We start from the raw sequence: 25,440 nt of genomic DNA, 5'->3' as shown, positions 1-25,440 counted from the left end.
TTGTCATGAAATTTAGTTTAATTACACCCTGTCAAACGGGTGAACTACATCAACTATTAGCCCTACGGCAAAACTTAGTCCACCAAACGACTCACGACTTCGAGTGGATTATTGCGCTCAACGCGCCCCTCGACTTCACTGAGTCAGAGTGGCAGGTGCCGTTCAAGGTCCGTCAAGTGTCATTCGATGGCAACACTATGGGTTCAGCCCGCAATGCGGCCGTGGCTGCGGCAACCGGTGACTGGTTAGTCTTCGTGGATAGCGATGACTTCCTGGTACCAAGCGCCTTGGCGGAAATGGCAGCGATCAATCCCGCTACCGATACCCTGGGAGACTTGAACCAATACCCCACTTACGAACCACAATCGTCATTCCTTAATAGTTTGGAACAGACGGAAGCCTTGGACACACTACCAAAATGGGGTGGTGCCAAGCGTCGTGCACCTAAGAACTTTGCCTTAAACTTCGATCCAGCCGTTACCCAACAATTGCCAGATGCCCCAGCAGTCGACGCCAATGCGTTGAACTGGTTGGAACACAAGTACGTTCAGTTGCGTGGTGACACGCGTTGGGATCAATTTAACCGCCAAATTAAACTGACCGGTAAGGTAATCGACCGTAAATTGGTTCAGGAACATGACATTCAATTCATGCCCGATAACCAACTCTACCCCGACTTTCCCTTCTTAGTTCAGGTCATGGCCTTAACCAGCTCTTATCTGCGGTTAGCCACGCCCCACTACATCCGGGTCAAGCACAATGACCCCATCAACCAACCTTCAATTCACCAACTCGAAGTTGGCACGCGTTGGCAACAGCGGGTCGCTGCTTGGCAAGCCAGTCTAGACCTCATCAAGGATGACGATCTCCACTTTGCCTTCAGCCGCTACACCTTACTGCGGATGCACCGTTTCCTCTATCAGGCCTTGGCCACCAGTTCACCCGTGACGGTGGATGACGTGCCCGCCTTGATGAAGGACCTGCACCACTACCTGAAGGACACGGATGCCGCCGCATATGGCGACGTTTCCCTCCTCAGTCGGCAAATCTTGCATCACATTCGGCGTCAACCAACCTGCCCCCAATCCCGAATCAACGGGTTAGTGCGGTTACGGCAGTTGAACCGGGTGCTCCACCATCGCGGTCGAGGTCTCACCCGTCTGTCTTACATCTGGTGGTTTACCAAGATGCCAATCAAGCCACGAGTTATCATTTACGAATCCTTCTTAGGACGTAACTTCTCAGATAGCCCTAAGGCCATTTACAACTACATTCAAGAGAACTATCCTGGCAAGTTTAAACACGTTTGGATCATGAACCCCGACGTCGAAGACACCCCTGCCGATCGACCAGATACCATCGTGGTCAAGCGGTTTGGCTGGCGCTACATGTACTACCTGGCAACCTCTAAGTACCAGGTCATCAACATGCGTCAACCCCAGTGGTTCGTCAAGCGTCCCGGAACCAAATTCCTGTCAACTTGGCACGGAACACCATTGAAGCATTTGGTCTTCGACATGGATAACGTGGCCAGTGCCAATCCAATGTATAAGGCGATCTTCTTCTCTCAATCCCGTCAATGGGATTACCTGGTCACCGCCAACCAATTCTCCGTCGACGTCTTCGAACACGCCTTCATGTATCCAGAAGGTCAGATGTTGAAGTCAGGTTACCCACGTAACGATATCCTAAGTGCCCCGGACAAAGATGACCAGGCACGGAAGATTAAGGAACAATTGGGAATCCCGCTCGACAAGAAGATCATCCTCTACGCCCCAACGTGGCGTGACGATGACTACTACGGTGTCGGGGATTACAAGTTCACGTTGAAACTCGATATCGAACGTCTAAAGCGCGAACTCGGTGACGAATACGTGCTGGTCTTACGGACCCACTACTTCATCACGGAACACTTGGACACGACCGGTTTCGGCGACTTCGTTTACAACGAATCCAGCTACGACGATATTGCTGAACTGTACCTGATTGCCGATGTACTCATCACCGACTACTCCAGTGTGTTCTTCGATTACGCCATCCTGCGACGCCCTATTCTGTACTTCGTTTACGATTACGAAAAGTACGGGAGTGTCTTGCGAGGCTTCTACCTCGACATGGAAAAGGATCTCCCAGGACCACTGTTGAAGACCAATGACGACGTGTTGTCGGCCCTGCACAATCTGCCTAAGGTTGAACAGGAATATGCCGGTGCTTACCAACGTTTCAGCGATCGCTTTAACAATTGGGAAGACGGCCATGCCAGCCAACGTGTTGTCGACGCGTTCTTCGACAAAGAAGATTTGAAGTAAGCTCTTTTTAAAGTTAAACCGCCAAACAGTGTAGAAATCACTGCTTGGCGGTTTTTATATTTCAGACTATTTTGAGAAAAAGACATCCAATTCGTTTTGAATTGGATGCCTACATTTCAGTATAGACCTGTAAAATACAGGAGTTTCTGGCCAGTTACTTTAATCCAAGGAGGGCTTTCAAAGAGCTGGCACTATGTATTTTAGAGTTTACTTACTGATAATTTTTCTTCTAAACTGACTGGTCACTCGTCATCTGTAAAATCGTAAATTATATCGCCATCTTCAGCAGTGTAAAGGTGCAGATTGGTATTCTGCGGATTCAAAAGTTCCACCCGAACATCTTTTAAATTAGTTGGCATCAGTGGCGCCATGGCCGTAGAAATCTTCTTTAGCTTGGTAAGATAAGGAGCCATATCATCAGCTTCATCATAGCCATTCGTCATATCATAAGCGATATCATAAAGATCCGTATCCTCATCTGCTTCCACCGTTAACACATTGTCACTCTTACTATAGCGGACCGTTGCGGAATTACCCAAATATTTTGAGGTCACACCATCACCAATGTTGGCAATCTCTTGTTCCGTTAAATTGTCCCGCTTATAAGTATTATAGCCGTTATACCCAGCCACACCAATCAAGATGAGGACAATTGCCCCTACCACGATCCAGATGGTTCGCCGATCTCCAGCCGCTTTTGCCACTGTCTGTGCTGGCGTATTGGCTGGTTGCGTGGCGACCTGTCCATTTTGAGTATAAGTCTCACCACCGTTAGGCGTCGTTGTTCCTGCGGTCGAGGTTCCCGGCTGTTGCGGTGCCTGCGTTGGGGAGCCTGACACACCTGCGCTTCCTGGAGTCTGACCAACTGGATTATTCACATTAGGTGTGGGTGCTTCCGGTGCGTCGCTAGTGGCCGCATCTGTTGGCGTTACGGGTTCATCAACATTCGGTGTCACCGGGGATTCAGTTGGCGCCACATCTGGTATAGCCGGTGCTGACGCTTGTGAAACTGGTGGCTCGACATCAGACGTAGGCATTGGTATCTCCGGCTCGACCGGCGGTTCCACTGGGGTGGCTTGTTCCTGTGTTGGAACCACTGGCGCTGCTTGAGGGGCCACAGACGCTGCCGAAGATGCTGGTGTTGCGGGTTGCGTGAACTCTGGTTGTTTCGCACCACAATTGGTACAGAACTTTTGTCCGGCTTTCAATTGCTGACCACAGTTAATACAAAACTTCATTTTCAACACTCCCATTTAAGTTAATTTTCCTTCTCGTAGCTCGCGAATTTCACGTAAACCGGCGTTAATTAACACTAAAACTATCACCCAGGCCACCGCGATCAGTACGCCTGACTTCAATGGACTAGGCAATGGTAAGGGCATATCCCATAAAGCATGTAAACTTACGGCTAACGCATAGAATCGGACGAACCGACCATCTTGAAATGTATTCGCGGCTAATGGATGAGCCCCCTTCACCATGACTAAGGCGGCCCCACTAATAGCTCCCCACATGGTATGGGTCCCCAGCGAATCTATGGCCCGTAACAGCAACACCCACAGGCCATAGTCTTGCGCATAACCGGCCGTTTCAAACGCCGCAAAACCAGCCCCGATTGCCGCCCCAATCAGCAGGCCATTTAAAATGAAATGCGCTTGGGCTCGTTTCACATAGTAGGCGATGATGACCAGCTTCCCAGTCTCCTCAATGATGGCAACCAGAATTGCTGCTACAATTGTCATGTTTTGAATGTTAACGAACTGATAGAGAACCATAGTGGTGAGAACCGAGGCAACTCCACCGACCATAAAAATCTTGGTCACCTTAAAAATACTGATATTACGGAACGTATTAATTTCAAAAAACATAATTAGCAGGGAAAAAGGAACGGCCAAGGCACTCATGAAGATTAACCCGTTATACATTTTCTCCCCATTAAAAATAAATAGGCTTCCCGCTAGAATAGCGATCGTCAAGCCAAATACAGCTAGCACTCGGGTAAACAACCAGGGCTGAACCGGAGAATCACTGACGGTGGCCAGCGATGGCGTCGTCTTTTCCGTTCCCCCGATGAAGAGGGTTTCGGCTTCGGCCTCTGTATGCGCTTTAAATACCTGGCTAAACATACTGCCTAGCTGAATGGGCACCTTGCGCCGTTGTCCGGTCCAGCTATTGAGTTGTGCGGTCGCCGAATCTAAAAGGTTAGGACTTGAACTCACCTTAGCTTTTGTCTGCGCCTGTGGTGCGGCCGAAGACGCCGGCTGAAAGGCGCGTAAATCACGCCCACAGTATGGGCAAAAGTTCAGTCCCAGCCTCACAGGTTGCCCACAACCCGGACAAAAGAAATTAGAATTCATGGCTAACTCCTAACCAAAACGATTGGCTTGTTGGTCAGCTGGCTTGCAAAGTAAAACAAGAAGATAAATAGCCCCAGCAACCGGGAGCAATATCCAAAAGATATTACCACCAGAGAGGTTACTATCATGTAATCGACGAGACATACTTGAATACGATGGCACAAGGAACAGCAAAACAACGACATTCGTAAGAAGAAAACTACCCATGGCATACGAAAGAATCAATGCAATCACGCTAATAATAGAAATCGCTAGGTAAGCCCACCAGTAATTGGCACGGCTCATTCGTCCATCAAATTTGACGTATTCCTTCATATACTCTGAAAACGCGCCAAATAACCCCAAATTACTTTGGTAGTCGATGGCACCATTACCCGCAGCTTGCGGCATAGGTGCTGCCATAGTCGCTTGTTGTTGAAATTGTACTTGGGGTTGCGGTTGTGGTTGTGCCTGTGGCTGTACTTGTGGTTGTGGCGCTGACTGCACAGGTGCACTCGCAGCCGGCGTTGATGTTGCTCCCTTTACCTGTAAATCAAACCCACAGTTCGGGCAAAAGCGAGTTCCCGCCTTAACTGACGTGCCACACTTTGGACAAAAATTCATAATATTACCTCCATAATTTTGTATTATTTTTGTGAACAACGGTAACTGAAGAGATCGTTGTCTTGACTATTCACGTGCCCACCATCCTCTGAAACCGCTATATCAAGGTTATTAAAGGGATGACAGAACCGCTAATTAACTAGACTTCTGCCAGTTTGAATTCATAAAAGCTAACTTAATTATAAGTATAAGTCTCATGTTTCACTTTTGCAATCACAATTTATGCCTCAAAAGCCCATTATCTAGGGATCCGTCGCCATTCGTTGCTATACTAGTTAGATACAAACGGGGTGAGAACGATGCAGGATTCAACATTTGGCAATGAATTAAGAAAGATCCGTATTAGCAAAGGTGACTCAGTACGTAAAGTCGCCTTATATGCGGGGATCTCGGCATCGTATTATTCCCAGATCGAAAACAATAAACGACAGATCCCCAAGCCCAATACCCTACGCAAGATTGCCAAGGGATTACGCATTTCGGAAACTCAGATTTTCGAGTTGGCCGATCTGATTCCTGATGAACTTGAAAAAGCCAATTTATCCGACAAAAGGCCATCTGGTAGGAACAAGTCCTACAGACTTAACATAACGGGAAAATCCGACGACCTGCCAACCACCACTTCCCTACACATTCCGATCAGCGATATGCAAACTGAATTACGTATTCCTGACAACATGAAAGTCTCCAGCAAGCTACCGGTTCGAAACGCGAAGAAACCAGGATTGGCTTGGCTCAAGGTCACCGATACTAACCTAATGATGCTAGGGATCTTACAAAATGATTTGGTCGTCGTCGACGCGGCAGAGGAAGCTTGTCAATTAGCTTCGGAAAATGCCAAGTTGGTTGCCATTAATCTTAAACCGGGCAAAACCACTATCCGACGCGCCCTGCCAGTTGCGAATGATCAGGTATTACTCACCACTGGTTTCCCATCAGAGCAGTCGGTCTTCCTCCCCCGTGACAAATTCGAAGCCCAATTGGCTGGCGCGATTATTAATCTCTATCGTGACATTCACTAGAATTCATACGTAAAATATACCGCCAATTTAAAACAGCGTGATCACCTATTCCGGTGATCACGCTGTTTTGTTTTTACCAATTAAACTTAACGACGGTAATTTTCTTTTAAGAAGTCCGGTAATGACTGTGCCGGATGGCCCATGATGGTGGCATAGTCATCAGTCGTGATGTCTAACAGACCCATGGCCCCACCAGCATACATGGAGGACAACATGTGTCCCTCATTGCCTTCGTTGTAAATCTTCCCAAACTCAGCGTTATCGACTGGCGCGTAGCCAATCTTTTCACCGGAGACGGTCGAGAGCACCTCGGCCAATTCGGGCATGCTGTAGGCCCGCTCTTGGGTCAACGTGTACATGGAACGCGTCCACAGGGCTGGTGTGACGGTGATCTTGGCAAAGGCCGCAGCACTATCAGCCAAGCTGATGAAACTCAAGGCTTGATCGTCCATTGGGTAAATGACGTTTTGCCGTTCGATTAATTCTGGTAAATAAGGGACCAGCGGATCGGCATATAACGCATTACGAACGATGGTATAGCTCAGATCACTTGAGGCTAACCGGCGTGGTACATAGCCGTAGAAGGCCGATAAATCAAACGGATTGTTGGCCTGGTCGGCAATAAAGCCCATGACCACCAAGTGACCAACTTTGGCTTGGGTCGCGGCCGTAACGACGTGTTCAAATTCGGTCACCCGGCTGAAGCTATCATGACTCTTGCTAGGCACGTAGACCGCAACGTCTGCTCCATCCAAGGCTGCCGCTACGGTTGCTGGTTCAGTATAATCCAAAGGCTTAATCGACATGCCTTGGTTAGCGTAGTCCTGGGCCTTGCTAGGGGTATGAACGCCCAACGTTAAGCTAGTTGGGGCAACTAATTCAGTTAAATGATCCACAATCTGGCGACCCAAATGGCCGGTGGCTCCCGTAACGACAATTTTCAAGTTCAACACGCCTTTCCTTCTCTGTTACTTTTAAAGTAACACCTTTAACCTGATAAGTCAACTTTCTTAGTGAAATCTCATTTTTCTCTCCCTTCAACCTAATGATTGCTTTATAATGGGAGCAGGATGGTTAATCCTAAAACTAGTTTCTTTAAGGAGTGAGTCACGTGGTTGAACAATTAGCGAATAAAGTGGCTATCGTTACCGGGGCGGGGTCTGGTAAAGGCCAAGCCATCGCGGAACTCTTCGCCCACGAGGGGGCCAAGATCGTCGCCGCAGATAGCAACGCCGAACGACTGGATCAAGTCGTTTCAAAGATTAAGGACGCTGGCGGTGAAGCCGTGGCTGCCGTCGCCGACGTGACAAAGGAAGCCGACGTCGAGGATATGGTCCAGACCGCCGTTAAGCAATACGGCCATCTCGATATCCTGGTAAACAATGCCGGGATGCTCGACAAGCTCGCTCCCGTGGGTACCCTCACCAACGAGCTTTGGGATCAGGTCATGACGGTCAACACGACCAGCGTGATGATTGCCACTCGTGAAGCCCTGAAACTCTTCACCGAACAAAAACACGGGGTCATCTTAAATATCGCCGCCGTTGAAGGCACCAGTGATAACCGGGCCAGCGCCGCGGTTGCCGCTTCAAAACACGCCGTGGTTGGTCTCACTAAAAACACGGCCTACATGTACCAGAACGTGGGCATTCGGACCAATGCCATCGCCCCAGGTGGTGCCGACGCTGACGAGGAAAGTTTGAACATTCCCGTGGCACCTAATGGGAATGAGATTGCTCAGACCGCGCTCTTCCTGTGTTCCGACATCTCCAGTTATGTTAATGGTGTGGTCGTGCCGGTTTAAAGATTGTCTATAAAATGGGAGTCGCTAGTTCTAATTGCGACTCCTTTTATTTTGACCAGACTGAACCGCCTGTGGCTAAGTTCGAGCTCGACCACCATAGAGAATTTCAAGCCTTCATAGAAGACGGTTTCCATTAGTTATCGGTAAGTCCTAACGCAGTCCCGCCAACAGAAAGCGAATTGATCTTCTCCCCTTAAAAACATAGACTGAAACTAGTACATCTGTGAAGGGAGTCTGGTCTCATGGTTTGGGTCAGTTTACTTATCACGGGGTTCCTCGTGGGCCTCTTTGTTCTTTCGACCGGTGGCGGTGGTGCGGCAGTCTACCTTGGTCTATTAACCACCGTCTTTCATCTCAGCCCAGCGGTGGCCGCAGCAACATCGCTATTTACGGCCTTTCCCTCGCTCCTAGTTGGGGCTTATGGTCACTATCGGACTGGTCAAATTCACTTTCGCGTCGGCAATCAAATGCTTCTGGCGGCGATTCCCGCTACCATTGTGGGGGCTCTACTTTCGCCAATCATCCCCCAAAAACTCTACACCTGGCTCGTGGCCGCCATTCTTTTTCTACTAGGTGTGCAAATTCTCGTTAAGATCCTCATTAAAGGTGCCCAACGCCCTGCCAAACATAAGTCGCTTCAGGCCGTTCTTTACGGAATTGTCAGTGGCCTGATGGTTGGCGTTGCCGGCCTATCTGGCGGGGGACCGATCATCGCTGGGCTCTTGGCCCTGGGCCTCGACATGGTCCCGGCCGCTGCAACCTCGGCCTACGTCTTGGTCGGCACCTCTTTCGTCGGCCTACTCTTCCATCTCTCAGCCAACAACATCGACTGGAGCATCGGGATCTGCCTGATGATCGGGGCTGTTCTAGGCGCCATCTGTGCTCCTAGACTATTGGCCAAGGGCAATCCTCAGCGACTAAACACGATTATGAAGCCACTCATGGCCCTTCTATTAATCGTCATGGGCGTCAAAATGGTCCTTTAAAGCCCGTCAACTTAAGCGCTTATCACCAAGCCACCGAACAAATTGGTTCGGTGGCTTTTCGTGTTGTCACCACTGGAAGCTATCAACGTCGGCCGCATTCACACACCTCGCAAAAAGCGCTCCAGACCAACAGTCTAGAGCGCTCATTTCAACTTATTTTAGTCATCCATTTCAACCGCACGGGACTGCCGTGGCACGACTTTCACGTAAACCACGAGCATCACCACGCTGAGTCCCAGCACATACCAGGGAAGTGTCGTGATGGCCCCATTATGCAGGCAACTCATGCCAAAGGTCATCCCACTTACCAGCAGATAATACCCCAGACTGAACCAGCCACTGGCACTTCCCATCACGTCTTCATAACCCACCAGTGCCCGATTCAGAGCATTGGGTAACGCGATATTAAGCCCCAGGAACGTCAGAAAGACACTGACCAGTATCAGTCCAGGATGTTCCCCATACGCCGTTAGAACGAACGTCAAGGCTGACACAACACTGAACCAGAGCCCCCAGAGAGTCAACTGTTCTGGTAACCACCAAGTTAGTAGCCGATTCACCAGAATCGCGCCCAAGAGGCTGGCCGCAGCGAGCACCAGACCCAGCCAACCGTACTGGACGGCGCTAAAGCCAAAGTGGCTCACAAAAATAAAGGGGGCCTCGGCATAGTAACTAAATAGAATCCCGTTGATGCCCCCAATGAGCAGACCATAAGCCCACACCACCGGGTTGCCAAGTAGCCGCTTAATCACCTTAATCTGTGAAACCGTTGCTTCCCGATCACTGGCCGGTTGCGTTTCTGGCAACCGCCACCAGGCGTAGCCCCCAACAACGACGGCGAGCGTCACCAATCCAGAAAACACGCTCCGAAAGCCCCAATAGGTTTGGAGAACACCTCCGATTAGTGGTCCCAGAGCGGGCGCTAGCGCCATGGCCGCACTGGTTCGGGCGAAAACCTTGGCCCCGGTCACGCCACTGAAGCTTTCACGCATGATCGTCTGGGTTACCACGGACCCGGCACTGGCCCCAAAGGCCTGAATCAATCGACTCACCAGTAGGAGTCGGAAATCACCACTCAGTAGCAGGCCAACGTTACCCAATAGGTACACGCCGATTCCAGTCAGCATGGCGGGACGACGACCAAAGCGATCCGCAAGTTGTCCCCAGATGAGAACCCCCACGGCGAAGGCAATAAAGTAGCTACTCATGGTTAACTGCGCCCGGTTGGCACTCACTGCAAAGGCCGTTTGCAGGAACGGTAAAACCGGGGTAAAAATGGACTCGCTGATTTGTGGAAACCCAACGAGGGTAATGATCAGTCCCAAGGACGGAACCGATCGACGGACGTTTTTCATTAATATTTCTCCTTAAAATTTACTTTGCGGAAAAACGTCCTTGACCGTCTGCGGGGACACACGCCATTAACACGTTTAAACTCATGGGTTGTCACCCCTTTCTGTTAGATGTCGTTCTACCATACGGGATCAGAGACTATCTTGTCAAGCTGTGGAGACGACAAAACAGGAACTACGAGTGTTATCGTAATCCCTGTTAGTGCTTCAATTTTCTATTGTCGAAACGTGTGCCTGGCGGGCAATCGGTTCCGCTTAAGTCTGATGACCAACTAAACGCCCTCTGTCACACGCTATTTAATTGTGACGCCGTTGCCGTTTGAAGATCAAGGCACCCAAGACACCCGTCAACAAGGCTAACCCTACAACCTGCATGGCCCGTGGACTAGCTTCATTGGTTTGTGGCAATTCGCCAAGGTCTGCGAGGACCCGGTTACGCATCCCCTCGAGTTCGTTCAACAACGCGGTATCACCGTGAGCCTGAGCCCAAGCAATCGCCGAGTCAATTTCATTCAAGACGGCTTCTTCAGCGGTGCGGGAATCTTCTTCCTCGGCATCGATCATATCATCCCAGATATCCTCAATGTCTTCGTCGCCATAATCTGGCCGTTCGTGTTCGAACTCTTCTTCCTCTTCGTTCTCGTCCGTATCTGGTTCCTCAACATTTGGTTCTTCAACGTTTGGTTCCTCGACACTTGGATTATCAATGTTTGGTTTGTCGGTAGCTGGTAATTCAACCCCAATACCTGGAATTGTCACTGGCTTATCGTATTCGTCTGGATCGGGATTTTCATCCTCATCGTTATGATCTTGGAGGTCCCACCGGTGGGTTTCGGCGTTAACCACGACCCGCTTCCCAATGATGTTTCCATCCAAGTTCTGGTTGACCGTGATGTCTGCGGAAGGTGCTAACACACTTCCTTGGAATGGGGCATCAAAGAAGAGGTTCCCGTTGAACTGCTGGTCAGCGGCTGAACGGTCAATGAAGTTCCACAATAAGTGGTTGTCCCCAAAGTATTCCGTTTCGTGGCTGTCCCGGTCACTCCCGTCACTGTATTGGATCTTGATCGGCGAGTTGACGTGGTAATCTGATTGACCACCAGTATCTACGTTGATAATCACCGTGGTCCCCGTCTCTTCTGGAGAAAGACCCACGATCTTGAGTGGCGTATTGCCAGCCAAGACGTCCGGCGAAAGATTGATAATAATTTGGTTATTGGCGTTAGGCTTCATGTCACTCACGTCAATGACCCGGTTATTCAGATCGTCGAAATCACTATTCGTGTAGCTGGCTTCGCTAGACTTGCCACCCAGCGATTCATTCAGGGCCTTAAGCTTCTTAAATTCGGCATCAAAGTCAATGTAAGTTTGTCCATTCTTATCCTGATAGGTTTCGGAAGCCAACAGGTGATCGATGTAAACGCCATTGACCATCGGCCGGTTAGGATTGCTGACATCAACCGTGATGCCTTCCCCGAAGACCACCTTGTTCTCACGGGTATCCCCTTGAGAAACGAAGGAACTACCGGCAATGTTGGTAAAGTTCTGTATGTAAGAGATGTCCTTGTCGAGTAATTCTTCAATCACGTTCGTCCCGAAGTTCACATTACCTTTCAGGTTCTGAACCGCAATGTTCCCATTGGTGTGGGCATTCAGTTCAGCTTCCAACGCAAAGATATGGAACATGGAGGAAACGCCGAGGATGTTGTCCAAGTTGCCATAGTCATCGTAGACGCTCCCACCATCTTGAACAGCATCGTTGTCATAAGCCGAGATGGCTGAGGCGTCGGTGTCCTTGGAACGAGCTAACTTAGCTGCGGCATTGGCAGCAGCAATAGCGGCCTTCAGATTGGCCTTCTGTGTGTCAGAAAGGATTCCTGACAGGGCCTTGATGCCACTAACCGGAGACTGCGCAGGTGTTTGCACCTTATCTGTCGTCCCTGAATCGTCAGCTACCTTGTCGCCATTCTGGTTCTGATCTTGCGACTTGGTCACGTCGGCCTGACTATCAGCGGTGCTTTCTTTTGTGGTGTCATCTTTCGTGAGACTCTCTTTCGAGCCACTGTCTTGACTGACACTATCCTTAGACCCGTCAAGTTCACTCTCGCTGTCAGACTGACCATCTTGCTGAGACTGGCCATCCTTGTCAGAATCTTTGGTGGCATCCTGGCTACTCTCAGATTTGTCACTCGACACGTCAGCTAATTTACTCGTCTGTTCGCTATCGTTTCCCGTGGTTGCGGCTTCTGCCGTGACGACGGAGCCCCCACCAATAACCAACATGAGCGCACAGGCGAAGACCCACTTACGGCCTGCCTTGTACATCTTAAAATGCGTCCGTTTCGTTTCCATATCGATTAAATCCCTACCTTTCCAAGCTGTATCCACTTCCCATTCTCACCCTGGCGCGACCAGAATTCAACATTATTTTGAAATTATTTTTATCCAAAACTAATTAATAGTGTGTAGATTAAGCATAGAAATTGTCTTCCTATAATGCAAAAAAAAGAGGACCCCCGACAATCGTCGAGATCCTCTAACATTTTAGTTGCGCTTGCGTCTGAAGAATAGGCCCGTGACACTAGTACCAAGTAACAGGAGCAGACCCAGCAATGGTGAAATGGCCCTTTCACTGGTTTGCGGTAACGTGTTCTCTGCCTTGATTACCTGAACTGGGGCAACTAAATCAGTTGTTGCCGGTGTCTTACTAGATACCTTGACTGCATTCACAACCTTATCAGCCGTTCCACCTGAAGTTGTCGGTTTCTTGCCAGATTGGTCTGGTTTTCCGGGTTTTCCGGGTTTTCCGGGTTTTCCGGGTTTTCCGGGTTTTCCGGGTTTTCCGGGTTTTCCGGGTTTCACCGGCTTTTCTGGTTCGGGGTTAACGGTCGCTCCCCCGCCGCCAGTGGTGACCTTGGCATAAGCGAACGTCACAGTTTGACCGGCTGCGGTATACGTCCCCGTAGCACTATTGTTACCCGTGACCTGGTATCCAAAAATTTCTGGGGCCGTGACCGTATAGCCGTCACCGACTGTCCCGGTCTGTGTCGTCTGGCTAAGAACTTTTCCAGACTGATCGACACTGACAACCGTTACGGTTCCGGTTTCATTTGGGGTCGGTGTTGGATTAACTGGTTTCTCAATGGCTTTGTATGTGTAGATGACATTGATTGGGTCCGTGCCATAAACACCCTTGGCGTTATCCGGAGTAGTGAGGAGCTTGTAGCCATCAATATCAAGTGGTGTCGTGGTGTAGGCATCTCCCACACTGCCTTGCGCTAAAGTCGTGGTTGGACTGATCGTCTTTCCAGATTCATCCTGGTAAGAGACGGTCACATCAGCCGCCGCAACTGCCATCGTGTAGGGCTGAATGACTTGGAGGTCAGCACCACCCTGATTATAGTGACCCATCAGGTAATAGTAATTAGCCAGTGGAGAAATCACAGCTCCGTTGCCATCCGGATCAACTGTGATACCGGATTTCTGTTTCGGAATATTGGTGAAGTTCAGTCCACCATTACCATCTGGCATCGCATCTCCGGCTGGATAATAGATCTGCCAGACCTTATTTAAATCATCATTCCAGGCCACCTGTTCATAATACTTTGAGTCCGTAAAGGGCTGTAAGTCAGCCTTCCCATTTGGTGCAATCGGACTTTGGCTAAGTGCCATATGATAGCCTTCACCTGGTTTCAACGTAATCGGTGGTAAAAATACCTGCTGATTCGAGAGTGTCGTGATAAAAAACTTAGAAAATTTACGATATGGCGTGAAATCCACAATCGAATTGTAGGCCAGATCGAGTTCAGAAAGATTGGTCAGGTTAGCCAATGCTGAAATGTCCTGAATACGATTAAACTGGACATTCAGGGTCGTCAGTTTAGTTAAATCCTTGATAGGACTCAGGTCAACGATATCTCCCCGTAACGTTCCCGGAGCATCCCCGTCATCACCTTCAAGCTTGATGAGTGTCAGATTGGTCGCATACTGCAACCCTTCCAGGGAAAATGGGGTGTGTCCGTCGATATAGGTCCCCAGGCCACCAAACTCTGGCCCCCCATTGGCGTGGATTTTAGTCAGCAGTAACATATCGTCCTGCGTAATATCGTCGACACTACTCCAGTGGATGTGCTTATTTTGTTTTTGAAGTTCTAGGAGCACAATTTTCTGTAAAGTTTTATTCGGCATCCAGCTATCAATCGACGTGTCGGCAGGAACCTCTGCCGTTGGCGTTTCAACAACTGGCGTTGCCATCATCCGCGATTGTGGCCGAACGGCCGGCTTAGGTGTCGTCGTTTCTTTTGTTTTTTCAGTGTCCACCTTAACCCCAGAGTTGTCAGGAGCTGGCGTGCCCGGCTTGGAGTCTTCTGGTGTCTTAACTGTTGGCACTGGCGTACCCGTCTTTTTGGGGGTCGTCACCTTTTTAGGGGTAATCGACTCAGGATCAACACTACTTCGCGTTTGTTCGTCAGTCGCTCCCGATTTAGTCGTAGGTTGTTCCTTCACCGCTTCATCAGTAACCACTTCTGTCTTGTCGGCAGGATCAGCCGTCGTTGCCGCATGGGCACTCGGCGTAGCAACCATACCTAAACCAAAGGCGACGACCGCAATACTGGCGTAAACCCAGCGTTTTCCTGCCTTATAACTCTTGTAATGTGTTTTAATTTCCCCGATATGTTGACTCATGATGATGTCCTCCCTGATGGATCTCGGCTTAATTAGTAGTGTTACATATTTATGAATTTGGATATGTATCTAACTTCATTATAACCGAGAAAGCCGTTAAATCAAAGATGTCCATGTTTTCATAGAATAAACATGGCTTCTACTTTTTAACTGAGTAACGATCACTTAAAAAGACGATTTCCACCTTTAACGGTGAAGATCGTCTTTTTAAAGAATCTGTCTATTTTCATTTGTTTTACAAAACCTCTGACCTAGTGCCGGCGACGACCCCACCAGCCCCAAAGGCTACCCAACAGGAGCACGCCACCTAGCCAGGCCGCAATGGTCCGCTGTTCATTGGTCTGTGGTAAGCCAAAGGTGTGGCTCGGCGTTGCATCGTCATAGGTGCTTAGACTAGCTGCTGGCCCCACAGAGGACGTACTGCTAGCTTGATCGGGTTCTTCACCCGTGACCATATCGCCATCACTGCCAGAGATCACCTCGGAACCGGGTTTATCTGGATCTGGTTCATTGGGATTCTCAGCATCTGGCGTTTCATCCGGATCGAGACCGCCATCTGGGTTCTGCGGATCCGTCGGGCTCACCGGTGGTTGCGGATCCGTCGTCGGCGGCGTCACACCACCATCGCCATCCCCACCGGTTGAAATTGGGGCATAGACGTAAGTGATCTCCAGATCGGATTCACCGTAGTTTCCGGTAGTCTGCCCGACCGTATTCATCAACTTATACCCGTCGATCGACAAGGCCTCCGTTTGGTAGGTTTCTCCAGGCTCCCCATTCAACACAGTGTCCTCGTGCAGGCTCTTCCCCGTTTCATCTTGATAGTGAATGGTTAACTTGTGCTTCGTCGCAATGGGTTCCACCTTACGATAGCGATAGATAACCGTCGTTGGTTCTTCGGCGTACGTTCCCGTCGCGTTCTCCGGTGTTTCAATCAACTCGTAATGCGAGATATTTGCGGCTTCAGTGGTGTAAGGCTGACCCACCTCCCCAGTTAAGGTGGCTGAATCGGCAATCTTATTGCCCGCCTCATCCTGATAGCGTACCTCAACCGTCGACTTCACGGCTTGTTTCTTGTAGGTAAACGTCACCGTGATTGGGTCTTTGCCAAACGTTCCTTGGGCATTCTCAGGACTCTTCACCAGATCATAGCCAGGAATGTCGATCGGTTTCGCCGTGTAGGTCTCTCCCATCATCCCCTCCAGCGGTGCCGCATCCGGTGCGACCTCTTGGCCGTTCTCATCGTGGTACTGTACCGTGACTGGCGCGGCGACATCCCCTAGCTTGTACGGTTGCATCAATAAGAAGGCATACTTGCCATCGGCGGTCACATACTGCGCATTGAGATAATACTTATCGGGCAAGGGAATGACGCCATGGCCGGTAATCCCTGGCTCTTGATCCTTAATCTCTGAAAAGTCGAGACCACCCTCGGCGTCCGCGGTCAACTCTCCCCCCTTGGTGTAGAATTGGAAAGTTTTGTCCTCATCTTCATCTGCGTAATAATGCCAAGTTATCAAATTTTTGGCAATTGGGTTTTGCGCAAACGTGCCATCTTGGAGCTTAATGCCAGAGTTAATGTGGGCCTTCCGGGTCTTGCCATCCACCACGATGGGGGTCCGACGTTCAAGGTATTGAAAACGGAACTCGTTCGTCTCGTAACTTATCCCCTTTAACGGCGAAAAATCTGAGATGTGGTTAAAGGTCAGGTCCAACCAGGTCACGTTCTTCAGATGAGCTAATGGTGAAATATCCTCAATCTGGTTATTCTGCAAGAGCACCGTCGTCAGCTTGGGTAGCTTGGCCAATGGCGAAATGTCCACAAGATTCCCAAACATTTGTTGCGGACCATCGTTCATTCCACCACCGCCAAAGTCCACCGTTTCTAAATTTGTGGCGTACTCAATGCCTTCAATTGAATATTCTGATCCATCCGGGTTGTAAGTTGATTCGCCATCCTCACCACCCAGGGCTCCCACGTATATCCCTTTGAGGCGCTTCATGTCCTCCTTGGTAATATCCGCGACGGAATTCCAGGTTGGCTCGTCATCTGGCACTGGTGATAGATTTTGAAGCTGATATAAAACGGCCCGCTGTAATCTTTTATTGGGCATCCATTGATCGATGGATTCGCTTTCTTTTTTGCGTTGCCGTGGCTTTTCGGTCTGGATGTCCGCCGGGTCACTCGGCTTTTCTGCCGAGCTATCGTCGGTGGTTGTGTCGGCTTCACTGCTCTCTTCGGTTGAACTATCAACCGGGTCCTCAGTGGCCGCCGTAGTCGTGTCCTCGGCTGATTCAGTCGCCGCACTCTCACTACTTGCAGTCGTATCGTCCGTCGCCGTGGCCGCTTCTCCAGCAGCTGCGCTCACACTCTCCTGTTGCACCGTCGTCGCTGACGTCGCCGCATGCCCCACGAGCGGCGCCCCGGCCGAACTCCCTAGGCTCGAAAGGATGGCGACGGTCATCAACCACCCCTTACCACGATTAGACGTTAGCTTAAACCCTTCCTTTTCTCCCCAATACATCCTGTTCCCTCCTAAAATTCATTTCATAATAACCGCATAAATTCAGCATTTTTATTATAAAAATGATAATTAAACCTCACGATTTTCGTGTAAGCGCAGTATAGCCTATCTGCTCAGAAAAATCTAGTATAAGATAAACAATTCATAGTGTACTGAACAGTCATAACTAATCACCTTTTAAGCCGTCACTGGGGGTCGTGATCAGTTCAAAAAAAAGGCGCGTTCAAATGAACGCACCTGATAAAATTCAGTTTGCTTGCTTATAAAATTAGTTGTGACGGCGTAACCAGCCACCCAGTCCCAACGTTGTCAGTAGTGTTACCAATCCCAATACGACTGGCGAAAGCGTCCGCTGTTCATTGGTCTGTGGCAAAGTAACCGTCTGACGATCCTTGGTTTGTTCAACCGACTGTTGCGTGCGCAGCGGCGTCACAGTCGCCGTCATTGCCTTGGCTGACTTCGTTGGCGTTGAAATCTCTGCCGCCTGTCCGCCATTGCCCTTAACCTCTGCCTGCTGATCTTTCTTAGTTGGGGTTGCCGGCTTGTCCGGCAAGACCTGATCACCATCGCCGCCGTTATCAACCGTAGCATACGTAAAGGTAACTGTGTCACCAGCCGCGGTGTAGCTGCCACTAACGTTGGATTTGCCCGTAACTTTGTAGCCGGCCAGCTGGTCAGCCTGTGCTGTATAGGTGTCACCGACTTTTCCAGTCATTGTCCGCTGGTGCAAGGTCTTCCCTTGCTGATCAACCTCGACAATTGTGACCGTTCCGGTCTGTTGACTCGGTGTGGGATCAACTGGCGTGACTGGCGTTACCGGAGCGTCGTGAGTAATCTTGAAGGTGATAAAACCTACATAGCCCCCGAGATCATTGTCATAATTTTCATTCATGATACCTAACGTATAGGTTCCCGCCGGCGTATCCGGACTAGCTATCAGATTGAATCCCAATGGATTAGTTGGATCGGCCACCTTCACGAAATCGGCAGTGGCACTCGATTGTCCAGCAGCCCAATTTAAGAAGTTAGCCTTACTACCGGCATCGTTCCAGTCCCCCGAAACAACCCAGGCACCTTTTGAAAAGCCATAGACGATAAAGTTCTCGCTGGGATCGATCTGCCCAGTCTTCATATCTTGAATCCCCGCAACCACCCCAGTTAAGGGATCGAAGGTCTGATCCGTACCAAACAAGTTGTAGGTCTTGCCATTCAAGAACTGATACCAACTGTAATTATCACTGGCCTGGCCCTGGTCATTATAGAAAGTGAGTAAGCCAGAAGACAACTGATTATAATACTCCCGGAAATCCGAGGCCTTAAAATTCTTCAAGTCTGGCAAGGCCCCACTAAAATCGTTATTGGAGATATTCAAAACATTTAATACTGGCCAATTTCCAAAGTTCGGCAAAGTCCCTGACATTTGGTTATTCTCCACGTCGAGACGGTCCAGGACCGGTAAGTTCCCCAGATCGGGTAAGGTCCCCGTTAACTGGTTATTACTGAAGTTAATGGTCTCTAGCTTTTGATAAGCCGACAAGTCCGGAAAACTTCCTTGAAGACTATAGTTGAGCGCTAAATTCGTCAAGGCCGTGTTTTGAATCAGGTGGTCTTTCATAAATTGAGCGGCATCCGTAAAGTGTTGATTATCTCCAAGATAAGTAAAGAAACGCAAGTTGGGCGCAAAGGAAAAGTCTGGCAGACTGTCCGCTGAAATCTGTGGGTCCGTTGCCCGGAAAGAAGTCAAATTCGTAAAGTATTGTAACCCTTCAAATGAGGCGACACCGGTAGCCGTGGGATAACTACTATCGTTCGTATCCAGGTTCAAGCTATGATCGAGGTATGTCGACAGATTGGCATCCGTCACGGCCTCGCCCTGACTTTGCGATAAATCCCCTTCGATCCAGGTCCGAAGGCCGGCATCTGGCATCCATTCCGAGGCATCTTGACCAACCACACTTGGTGCCGTCTCCCGTGGCGCGATCTTTGCCATGCGGGTCATATTCTGAGCCGGTGCACTTGCCACAACCGGTTTTTCTGGTTCCTGAGTGACCTCTTTTTTCTCGGATGTCACCGTGTTAGCTGGTTCCGTTGTCGTCTCTGGCTGGTCTTGCTGTACCGAGTCCTCATTCTTGGTTGGCGCAGGTGTTTCAGCCGGTTTCGTTTCATTTTGTTTCGTTTCAGGTTCTGTCGTTTGACCATCCGTCTTGACAGGATCGCCGGCTGCTTCCTTCTCCGACGATGCTGGCTGTTCGCTACTCTGAGTGGTTTCAACCGCCGGATCGCTTGTCGTTGCCGCATTAGCCGTGGTTGTGACTCCTAAGGTACCCAATCCAAGTGCTGCGACCGTGAGACAGGCGTAAACCCAGCGTTTGCCTGCCTTATAACTCTTGTAATGTTCTTTGGTTTCGCTTACATTTAACTGCCGCATAATGGTTCTCCTCCCTGGAGGATAGTCCGTTCGTCACGACCCGTTCTCCTTAAACGTTTAATCCCAATACTCTTCTACGGACCACCAGTCTACTAGTCACGCTGGCAAGTCACTCCTAAAACGTCCTTTTTGTGAGTTCCGCTGAACTCATAAGCTCGAGTTGCCACAGATTAGTCAAAGTGTGGCAATCTCTTCACCTTCATTGTAGGTCGCCCCACAAAAAGTTCAAGTTAGAATCGTTTATTAGGCATAACTAATTCGGTCAGCAAACATTCTAAACACAACTTTGCAAAGAAAAAGGATCGGCTTCACAGCCAATCCCTCCAAAAAACTATTATTAGTTCTGTTTCCGCCGTAAGGCCAGTCCGCCAAGACTGAGAACTGTACCCAATAAAGCCAATCCCCAGGCCGCTGCCGTCCGGTGTTCATTCGTTTGTGGCAACGTGGTTTCGTTAGTCGTAGCAGGCGAAGCCAACTGTTGTTGCTGAGCTTGGGCTGCGGCATGACTGGTGCCAAGGCTTTGCACCTTGCCATTCGTCTTAGCAGTTACGGTCGCTGCTTGACCACCCCTGTTAGTTGGCGTTTGCTTGTTGTTATCCGTCTTCTTACCTGGCTTGTCTGGTGTCACAACAACCTTGTCGCCATCCCCACCGTTAGTCACGGCGGCGTAGGTGAAGGTAATTGTTGATCCGGACTGCGTGTAGGTTCCGGTGACACTGGCTGGACTCGTTAACTTGTAGCCATCCAATGTGTCGGCAGTTGCCGTGTAGGTATCTCCGGCAGTCCCTGTTAACGTCTTGGTACTCAAGGTCTTGCCATCTTGGTCGACGTTGACAATGGTAATGGTCCCAGTCTGAACGGGATCGACTGGCGTACCTGGGTCAACAGGTGTTCCAGGATCAACTGGTGCATCGCGGGTAATCTTAAAGGTAATGAAGGCGATGTAACCCCCATTACTGTACTTGTCGTTGACCACACCCATCGTGTAAGTCCCGGGCTGAACGTCTTTGCTAGCAACCAAATTGAACCCAAATGGGTCATCGGTCGTCGCTTGTCTCTGGAACTGAGATGAAACATCCTGTTGACTGCCCAACCAACTGATAAGTTCTTCTGCCGTAAAGGTTGGATCTGGTTCGCCGTAGTAGACCTTACCGGCACCATAAGCATAGAGGAAGAGACTATCTGTGGGATCGAATTCCCCAGTCTGAGCATTCTGAATGCCTGAGACAACATTCTTGATTGGATCAAAGGTGTTCTTGTCATCCGTCAGATTGTAAGTCCCACCCGTCAAGGTTTGGTACCACGTATTAATAGCTCCAGGCATATTGTTCAAACCAGAACTGAAGTGGTTATACGTGCCATCGAAACTTCCAGTAAAGCCCTTGAAGCTTGGGAGATCACCGGTCATATTATTATGACCGACCCAAACATCAATTAACCGTGAGGTACTGCCATAGACAGGGTTTAACGTGCCACTCAACTGATTGTTCTGAACAAAGAGTTCAGTCAACTGCGTCCCTGTAACCAGATCGGGTAACTCCCCAGTCAGCTGGTTGTGGTCAACATCCATAATGTTCACGCTGGTTAAGCCCTTGAGTTGGGTCAAATCACCAGTCAAATGGTTCGTACTCAAGTCTAACCGAGAGAGCTTGGTGTAGGACGAAAGGTTTGGTAAGTTTCCCTTCAAAAGATTGTGGACAACTAAGAATTGGAGATTCTGATTTCCACTCAAATAGCTATCCATGAAGGTCTGTGCATCGAAATCACTTGGCGCATCATTGGCCTTGCCTTCATACGCGAACTCAGTCATGTTGGGCGCAAAGTCAAAGTTGATAAACCCATCCTTTGGGTAGTAATGCAAGACAACATGGTTCAAGTTGGTGAAGTACTGTAACCCCTCAAAGTCTTGAATCTTGAGGTTGCCAGTATAGTTATTATCATCTAGATCCAGCATTTCCCCAACGTATTGGTAAAGATTAGAATCGGTGGCCTTAATGTTGTGGTTAAATAGCAAGGCCGATTCAACTATATCCCGTAACCCTGCATCTGGCATCCATTCCGAGGCATCCTTACCTTGGATGTCTGCTGGATCATAGACCTTCACTGCAGCTACGGCCGGTGCCGCCATTCTACTCATATTCTTCGGCATTTCGGTCTTTTCAGGCGTTGTCACTGGTGCCGGTGTTTTGGCCTTGTCTGACGTTACTGTTGGTGCTGGCGTTTTGTCTTTGTCTGGCGTTACTGTTGGTGCCGGTGTGTCGTCTTTGTCTGGCGCTACCACTGGTTCTGGCGTTTTGTCTTTGTCTGGCGCTACCACTGGTTCTGGCGTTTTGTCTTTGTCTGTTGTTGGCGTCTTATCCTTATCTGGCGTCGTTACCGGGGTCTCACTATTTTCCGCCGTCGTTTCCTTTTCCGTCGTCGTTGTTAATGTCCCCGTCTTTGATATTGCATCTGGATCGGCTACTTGTGTTTGTGTGGCTTCAGTTCCTTGAACATCGGCCGCGTGAGCCGTGACATCCATCCCCGTCAAGCCTAACCCCATTGCGACAGTTGCAATCCCGGCGAAAACCCACCGTTTGCCTGCCTTGTAACTCTTGTAGTGCACCTTAGTTGTTGTTAGTTTGTTATTCCGCATGATAAACTTCCTCCTCGTAAAGTTTGACATTGCCCTAGTCCGTCTCAATCAACCGTTGATTATCGGCTGTGAACACTATTTGTGGTTCTTATATAATCGACTAATAAGTTAAATCATAGGTTGTGATTACCACATATCAGTAAATATGGACAACTACTGTCACTCTCATTGTAACCGCTGCCGAAAAAAGTTCAAGGGGTATTGTGTTGGGACGTAACTAATAGTCCTCTGTTTAACCGCGTATGCCTGCACTGTAAACCCTTTAACTAACCTTTTTTAACCACTTTGTAAAAAGAGTCACAATTAGAATTGGTGTTAAAATCATTCCTCCCAAAATAAAAAACGGTTGGAATTATAGTTCCAACCGTTCATGAATTAAATTATTTTTATTGTTCTTTCCGTCTCGTACCGGCTAGTCCTAACAACGACCCCAGCAGAACCACAATACCCCACAGACCTGTGGAACGATGTTGTTCACCCGTTTGTGGTAACGTAGTCTTCGCCGAATTGGTGGCCGGCCGACTGGCTAAGTTCGTTGTGCCACCCTTGATTGGCTCTTTGCCGGTGACAATCTGGTCGCCACTGCCGCCATCATCGGTGTCTGGCGTTGCGACATCACCGTCATCACCATCCTCGTCGGTGTCCGTATCCGGATCTTCCGGATCAACCAAGTCGCCATCGCCATCGGTATCCAATGGGGCATAGATGTACGTGACCGTGATATCACCGTCACCCAGGGTACCGGAAGCATTACCTGGCGTTTCGACTAAAGCATAGCCTTCAACCGTAACTGGACTCGTGGTATAGGTTGTCCCCTGCTTCCCCGTAAAGATTTGGTCTGGCGCCACGGTCTTGCCATCCGCCGTTTGATAGTGCACGGTGACCGTCATATCAGCTGCGGGGTTAACCACTGGTGGGTCAACCGGGTCAGTCTTTGGTTCATAGATGTAATAGACATCAGTTGGTCCCTCGACATATTTTCCAGTGGCGTTATCTGGGGTCTTCGTGAGCGTATAGCCCTCAACCTCAGCCGCCGTGGTCGTGTAGTCATCGCCAATGAACCCATCGTCAAGAACCACATCCGGTGCGAGTTCTTTGCCATTCTTATCCTGGTAGTGCGCGGTGACGGTCCCACCCATGTCGCCGATGACGTAAGGCTGGATAACCCCGATATCAACACTATAACCGCCAGGGAATTGTGTCGTCACGGCCCCCGTCAAATAAAAGTTCTCGTCTAGCGGGTCAATGTTAAATCCTGGATACTCGGTAATCCCGGGAATTTGATCCTTTAGTCCCGTGAAGTACAGACCACCCTCACCATCGACTGCTGCAGTTCCCCCATTCCAATACAGTTTGTAAACCAAGGAAATGGAATTTCCCGATCCCACAACTCGGTCAGGATAAGCAATCCCATTACGCGCTTCCAGTGGAACAATTTCGCCGTTTTCGTTCTTGAATTGGAAGACCAGATGAGCCTTTCGCGTCTTAGAATTGACCTTAATCGGTGGTAAGAAAACCACCTGGTTCGTCGCACTGAAGGTACTATATTTGCGCCCGGCGATTGGCGTGAAATCAGAGATCGCATTAAATTGTAATTGGAGTTTCGTGATGTTCGTTAAATTCTTCAATGGCGAAATATCTTCGATCCGGTTCTGTTGGAGATAGACCGTTTGTAGCTTGGTCAGGTCCGCCAATGGTGAAATGTCAACGATGTCTCCATAGTATTTCTGAGAAGCATAGTTAAAGTTGGTCCCCATTTCAATCCGGGTCAGGTTAACGGCATACTGAAGCCCTTCAATCGAGAATGGCTTACGATTGTTATAGGTATCGATCCCACCGGATTCGTTCGACCCATAGGCCACCAGACTGGTTAACAACGCCATGTCATCCTTGGTAATATCAGCCACACTATTCCAGGTCTTCCCTGGGTTTTGCTTCCGTAGTTGTAATAAGACAACCTGCTGGAGCTTCTGATTTGGCATCCACTGGTCAATCGTCTCGAGATCTTTGACAGCAATTTTAGGCGTTGCCACCGGTGCTTGAACAGATCTGGCCAGTCTTTTAACCTGCTGGTCCACCTGTTCTTCAGTGTCAGTGGACTGGGTTGAAACCACCGTCGTCTGTTTGTCGTCGATTTTGTCTTTCTGTTCGTCATTGTTAGCGGTTACATTTTTATCGGTTTTGTCTATTTCGGCTGGTTCTGCCTGGTCATTCTGTTTGCGTTCGTCCGACTGTTCAGCTTGTTTTTCTGCGTCTTGGGTCGCTCCCTGAACCTTTTCCTCGCTCGCGTCTTGCGTGGTATCTTGCACCGTAACCTCTTCAGCCTCGGCCTTAGGAGTTGTGAGTGTCACCTCGCCAGTTGTTGTCTTCTCGCTCCCCTGGGTCGTCGCCACTGTCTCATCATCCGTCGTGTCGGCGTGGGCCGCTTGTGGTGCCGCAACACCCAACGCTAAAGCCGTCGTCACGATCCCTGCGAAAATCCAAGTCTTCCCTTTTTTATACATCTTGTAGTGAACGTTTTGATCTTCTGAATGAAACATCATAGGCCCTCCTCAAATGTGCCTCAACTTTATTCACACCCGCATGAATGATCGGCATCGCCCCTATTAATTCCGGTTAATTATGTTGCCTGATCACAGGTTCATTATAACGGGTATTATCAGAAAAATCTACCGTATACTTAAAACGGTTCATTAGCATAGCTATTTGCTTATGGACTAATATAGGTTAACC

Annotated in this window: 15 protein-coding genes; 4 read left to right on the top strand and 11 right to left on the bottom strand. The window is 49.3% G+C overall.

Annotated features, from left to right (window positions below; genetic code table 11):
- Positions 1-5 precede the first annotated feature (5 nt).
- Positions 6-2,309 (top strand): bifunctional glycosyltransferase family 2 protein/CDP-glycerol:glycerophosphate glycerophosphotransferase, encoded by a 2,304-nt coding sequence (locus tag OCU14_RS04980; RefSeq protein WP_261810065.1) that lies wholly within the window; start codon positions 6-8, stop codon positions 2,307-2,309.
- A 242-nt stretch (positions 2,310-2,551) separates the two neighbouring features.
- Here OCU14_RS04980 and OCU14_RS04975 read toward each other — a convergent pair whose 3' ends face one another.
- The 3 genes from OCU14_RS04975 to OCU14_RS04965 are packed head-to-tail and all read right to left on the bottom strand — an operon-like array spanning position 2,552 to position 5,269.
- Positions 2,552-3,547, bottom strand: a complete 996-nt coding sequence (locus OCU14_RS04975; protein WP_261810064.1) for a zinc ribbon domain-containing protein — start codon at positions 3,545-3,547, stop codon at positions 2,552-2,554.
- A gap of 15 nt (positions 3,548-3,562) precedes the next feature.
- Entirely contained in the window at positions 3,563-4,666 is a 1,104-nt protein-coding gene (locus tag OCU14_RS04970) for a PrsW family glutamic-type intramembrane protease (RefSeq protein WP_261810063.1), read from the bottom strand.
- Positions 4,667-4,675: 9 nt separating this feature from the next.
- Positions 4,676-5,269 (bottom strand): DUF805 domain-containing protein, encoded by a 594-nt coding sequence (locus OCU14_RS04965; protein ID WP_261810062.1) that lies wholly within the window; start codon positions 5,267-5,269, stop codon positions 4,676-4,678.
- 299 nt (positions 5,270-5,568) lie between these two features.
- Here OCU14_RS04965 and OCU14_RS04960 point away from each other — a divergent pair, with 299 nt between their 5' ends.
- Positions 5,569-6,291, top strand: coding sequence for a helix-turn-helix domain-containing protein (locus OCU14_RS04960; RefSeq protein ID WP_261810061.1), 723 nt, complete (start codon positions 5,569-5,571; stop codon positions 6,289-6,291).
- Positions 6,292-6,377: 86 nt separating this feature from the next.
- Here OCU14_RS04960 and OCU14_RS04955 read toward each other — a convergent pair whose 3' ends face one another.
- Positions 6,378-7,235 carry an SDR family oxidoreductase gene (locus OCU14_RS04955; RefSeq protein WP_261810099.1) on the bottom strand — a complete coding sequence of 286 codons (858 nt, stop codon included), beginning with the start codon at positions 7,233-7,235 and terminating at the stop codon, positions 6,378-6,380.
- A gap of 167 nt (positions 7,236-7,402) precedes the next feature.
- Here OCU14_RS04955 and OCU14_RS04950 point away from each other — a divergent pair, with 167 nt between their 5' ends.
- Both OCU14_RS04950 and OCU14_RS04945 read left to right on the top strand, forming a co-directional pair.
- On the top strand, positions 7,403-8,095 hold the full coding sequence (locus OCU14_RS04950) for an SDR family NAD(P)-dependent oxidoreductase (RefSeq protein WP_261810060.1): 693 nt from the start codon (positions 7,403-7,405) through the stop codon (positions 8,093-8,095).
- 242 nt (positions 8,096-8,337) lie between these two features.
- Positions 8,338-9,081, top strand: a complete 744-nt coding sequence (locus tag OCU14_RS04945) for a sulfite exporter TauE/SafE family protein (protein ID WP_261810059.1) — start codon at positions 8,338-8,340, stop codon at positions 9,079-9,081.
- A 158-nt stretch (positions 9,082-9,239) separates the two neighbouring features.
- On the opposite strand, the gene OCU14_RS04940 is transcribed toward OCU14_RS04945, so the two are convergent.
- From OCU14_RS04940 to OCU14_RS04910, 7 genes are all read right to left on the bottom strand, one after another.
- Complete coding sequence (locus tag OCU14_RS04940; protein WP_261810058.1) at positions 9,240-10,436, bottom strand: multidrug effflux MFS transporter; 1,197 nt, start codon at positions 10,434-10,436, stop codon at positions 9,240-9,242.
- Between the two features lie 294 nt (positions 10,437-10,730).
- Positions 10,731-12,785 carry a collagen-binding domain-containing protein gene (locus OCU14_RS04935; protein ID WP_261810057.1) on the bottom strand — a complete coding sequence of 685 codons (2,055 nt, stop codon included), beginning with the start codon at positions 12,783-12,785 and terminating at the stop codon, positions 10,731-10,733.
- Between the two features lie 192 nt (positions 12,786-12,977).
- Entirely contained in the window at positions 12,978-15,119 is a 2,142-nt protein-coding gene (locus tag OCU14_RS04930) for a MucBP domain-containing protein (protein WP_261810056.1), read from the bottom strand.
- Positions 15,120-15,370: 251 nt separating this feature from the next.
- Positions 15,371-17,644 carry a MucBP domain-containing protein gene (locus tag OCU14_RS04925; RefSeq protein WP_261810055.1) on the bottom strand — a complete coding sequence of 758 codons (2,274 nt, stop codon included), beginning with the start codon at positions 17,642-17,644 and terminating at the stop codon, positions 15,371-15,373.
- A gap of 268 nt (positions 17,645-17,912) precedes the next feature.
- Complete coding sequence (locus OCU14_RS04920; protein WP_261810054.1) at positions 17,913-20,072, bottom strand: MucBP domain-containing protein; 2,160 nt, start codon at positions 20,070-20,072, stop codon at positions 17,913-17,915.
- A 337-nt stretch (positions 20,073-20,409) separates the two neighbouring features.
- Positions 20,410-22,707, bottom strand: coding sequence for a MucBP domain-containing protein (locus OCU14_RS04915; RefSeq protein ID WP_261810053.1), 2,298 nt, complete (start codon positions 22,705-22,707; stop codon positions 20,410-20,412).
- Between the two features lie 386 nt (positions 22,708-23,093).
- A complete protein-coding gene (locus tag OCU14_RS04910; RefSeq protein WP_261810052.1) occupies positions 23,094-25,247 on the bottom strand; it encodes a MucBP domain-containing protein in 2,154 nt (717 codons plus the stop codon).
- Positions 25,248-25,440: the final 193 nt, after the last annotated feature.

This window comes from Levilactobacillus humaensis (genome assembly GCF_024345185.1).
GTDB classification, from domain to species: Bacteria; Bacillota; Bacilli; order Lactobacillales; family Lactobacillaceae; genus Levilactobacillus; species Levilactobacillus humaensis.
This window is presented reverse-complemented; position numbering and strand designations above follow the sequence as displayed.

What these genes read in the sequence shown, in the direction of transcription:
- OCU14_RS04970 (WP_261810063.1), bottom strand. Translation starts at nt 4,666, where the DNA reads ATGAATTCTAATTTCTTTTGTCCGGGTTGTGGGCAACCTGTGAGGCTG.
- OCU14_RS04920 (WP_261810054.1), bottom strand. Translation starts at nt 20,072, where the DNA reads ATGCGGCAGTTAAATGTAAGCGAAACCAAAGAACATTACAAGAGTTAT.
- OCU14_RS04910 (WP_261810052.1), bottom strand. Translation starts at nt 25,247, where the DNA reads ATGTTTCATTCAGAAGATCAAAACGTTCACTACAAGATGTATAAAAAA.
- OCU14_RS04935 (WP_261810057.1), bottom strand. Translation starts at nt 12,785, where the DNA reads ATGGAAACGAAACGGACGCATTTTAAGATGTACAAGGCAGGCCGTAAG.
- OCU14_RS04980 (WP_261810065.1), top strand. Translation starts at nt 6, where the DNA reads ATGAAATTTAGTTTAATTACACCCTGTCAAACGGGTGAACTACATCAA.
- OCU14_RS04945 (WP_261810059.1), top strand. Translation starts at nt 8,338, where the DNA reads ATGGTTTGGGTCAGTTTACTTATCACGGGGTTCCTCGTGGGCCTCTTT.
- OCU14_RS04965 (WP_261810062.1), bottom strand. Translation starts at nt 5,269, where the DNA reads ATGAATTTTTGTCCAAAGTGTGGCACGTCAGTTAAGGCGGGAACTCGC.
- OCU14_RS04930 (WP_261810056.1), bottom strand. Translation starts at nt 15,119, where the DNA reads ATGAGTCAACATATCGGGGAAATTAAAACACATTACAAGAGTTATAAG.
- OCU14_RS04975 (WP_261810064.1), bottom strand. Translation starts at nt 3,547, where the DNA reads ATGAAGTTTTGTATTAACTGTGGTCAGCAATTGAAAGCCGGACAAAAG.
- OCU14_RS04940 (WP_261810058.1), bottom strand. Translation starts at nt 10,436, where the DNA reads ATGAAAAACGTCCGTCGATCGGTTCCGTCCTTGGGACTGATCATTACC.
- OCU14_RS04925 (WP_261810055.1), bottom strand. Translation starts at nt 17,644, where the DNA reads ATGTATTGGGGAGAAAAGGAAGGGTTTAAGCTAACGTCTAATCGTGGT.
- OCU14_RS04960 (WP_261810061.1), top strand. Translation starts at nt 5,569, where the DNA reads ATGCAGGATTCAACATTTGGCAATGAATTAAGAAAGATCCGTATTAGC.
- OCU14_RS04915 (WP_261810053.1), bottom strand. Translation starts at nt 22,707, where the DNA reads ATGCGGAATAACAAACTAACAACAACTAAGGTGCACTACAAGAGTTAC.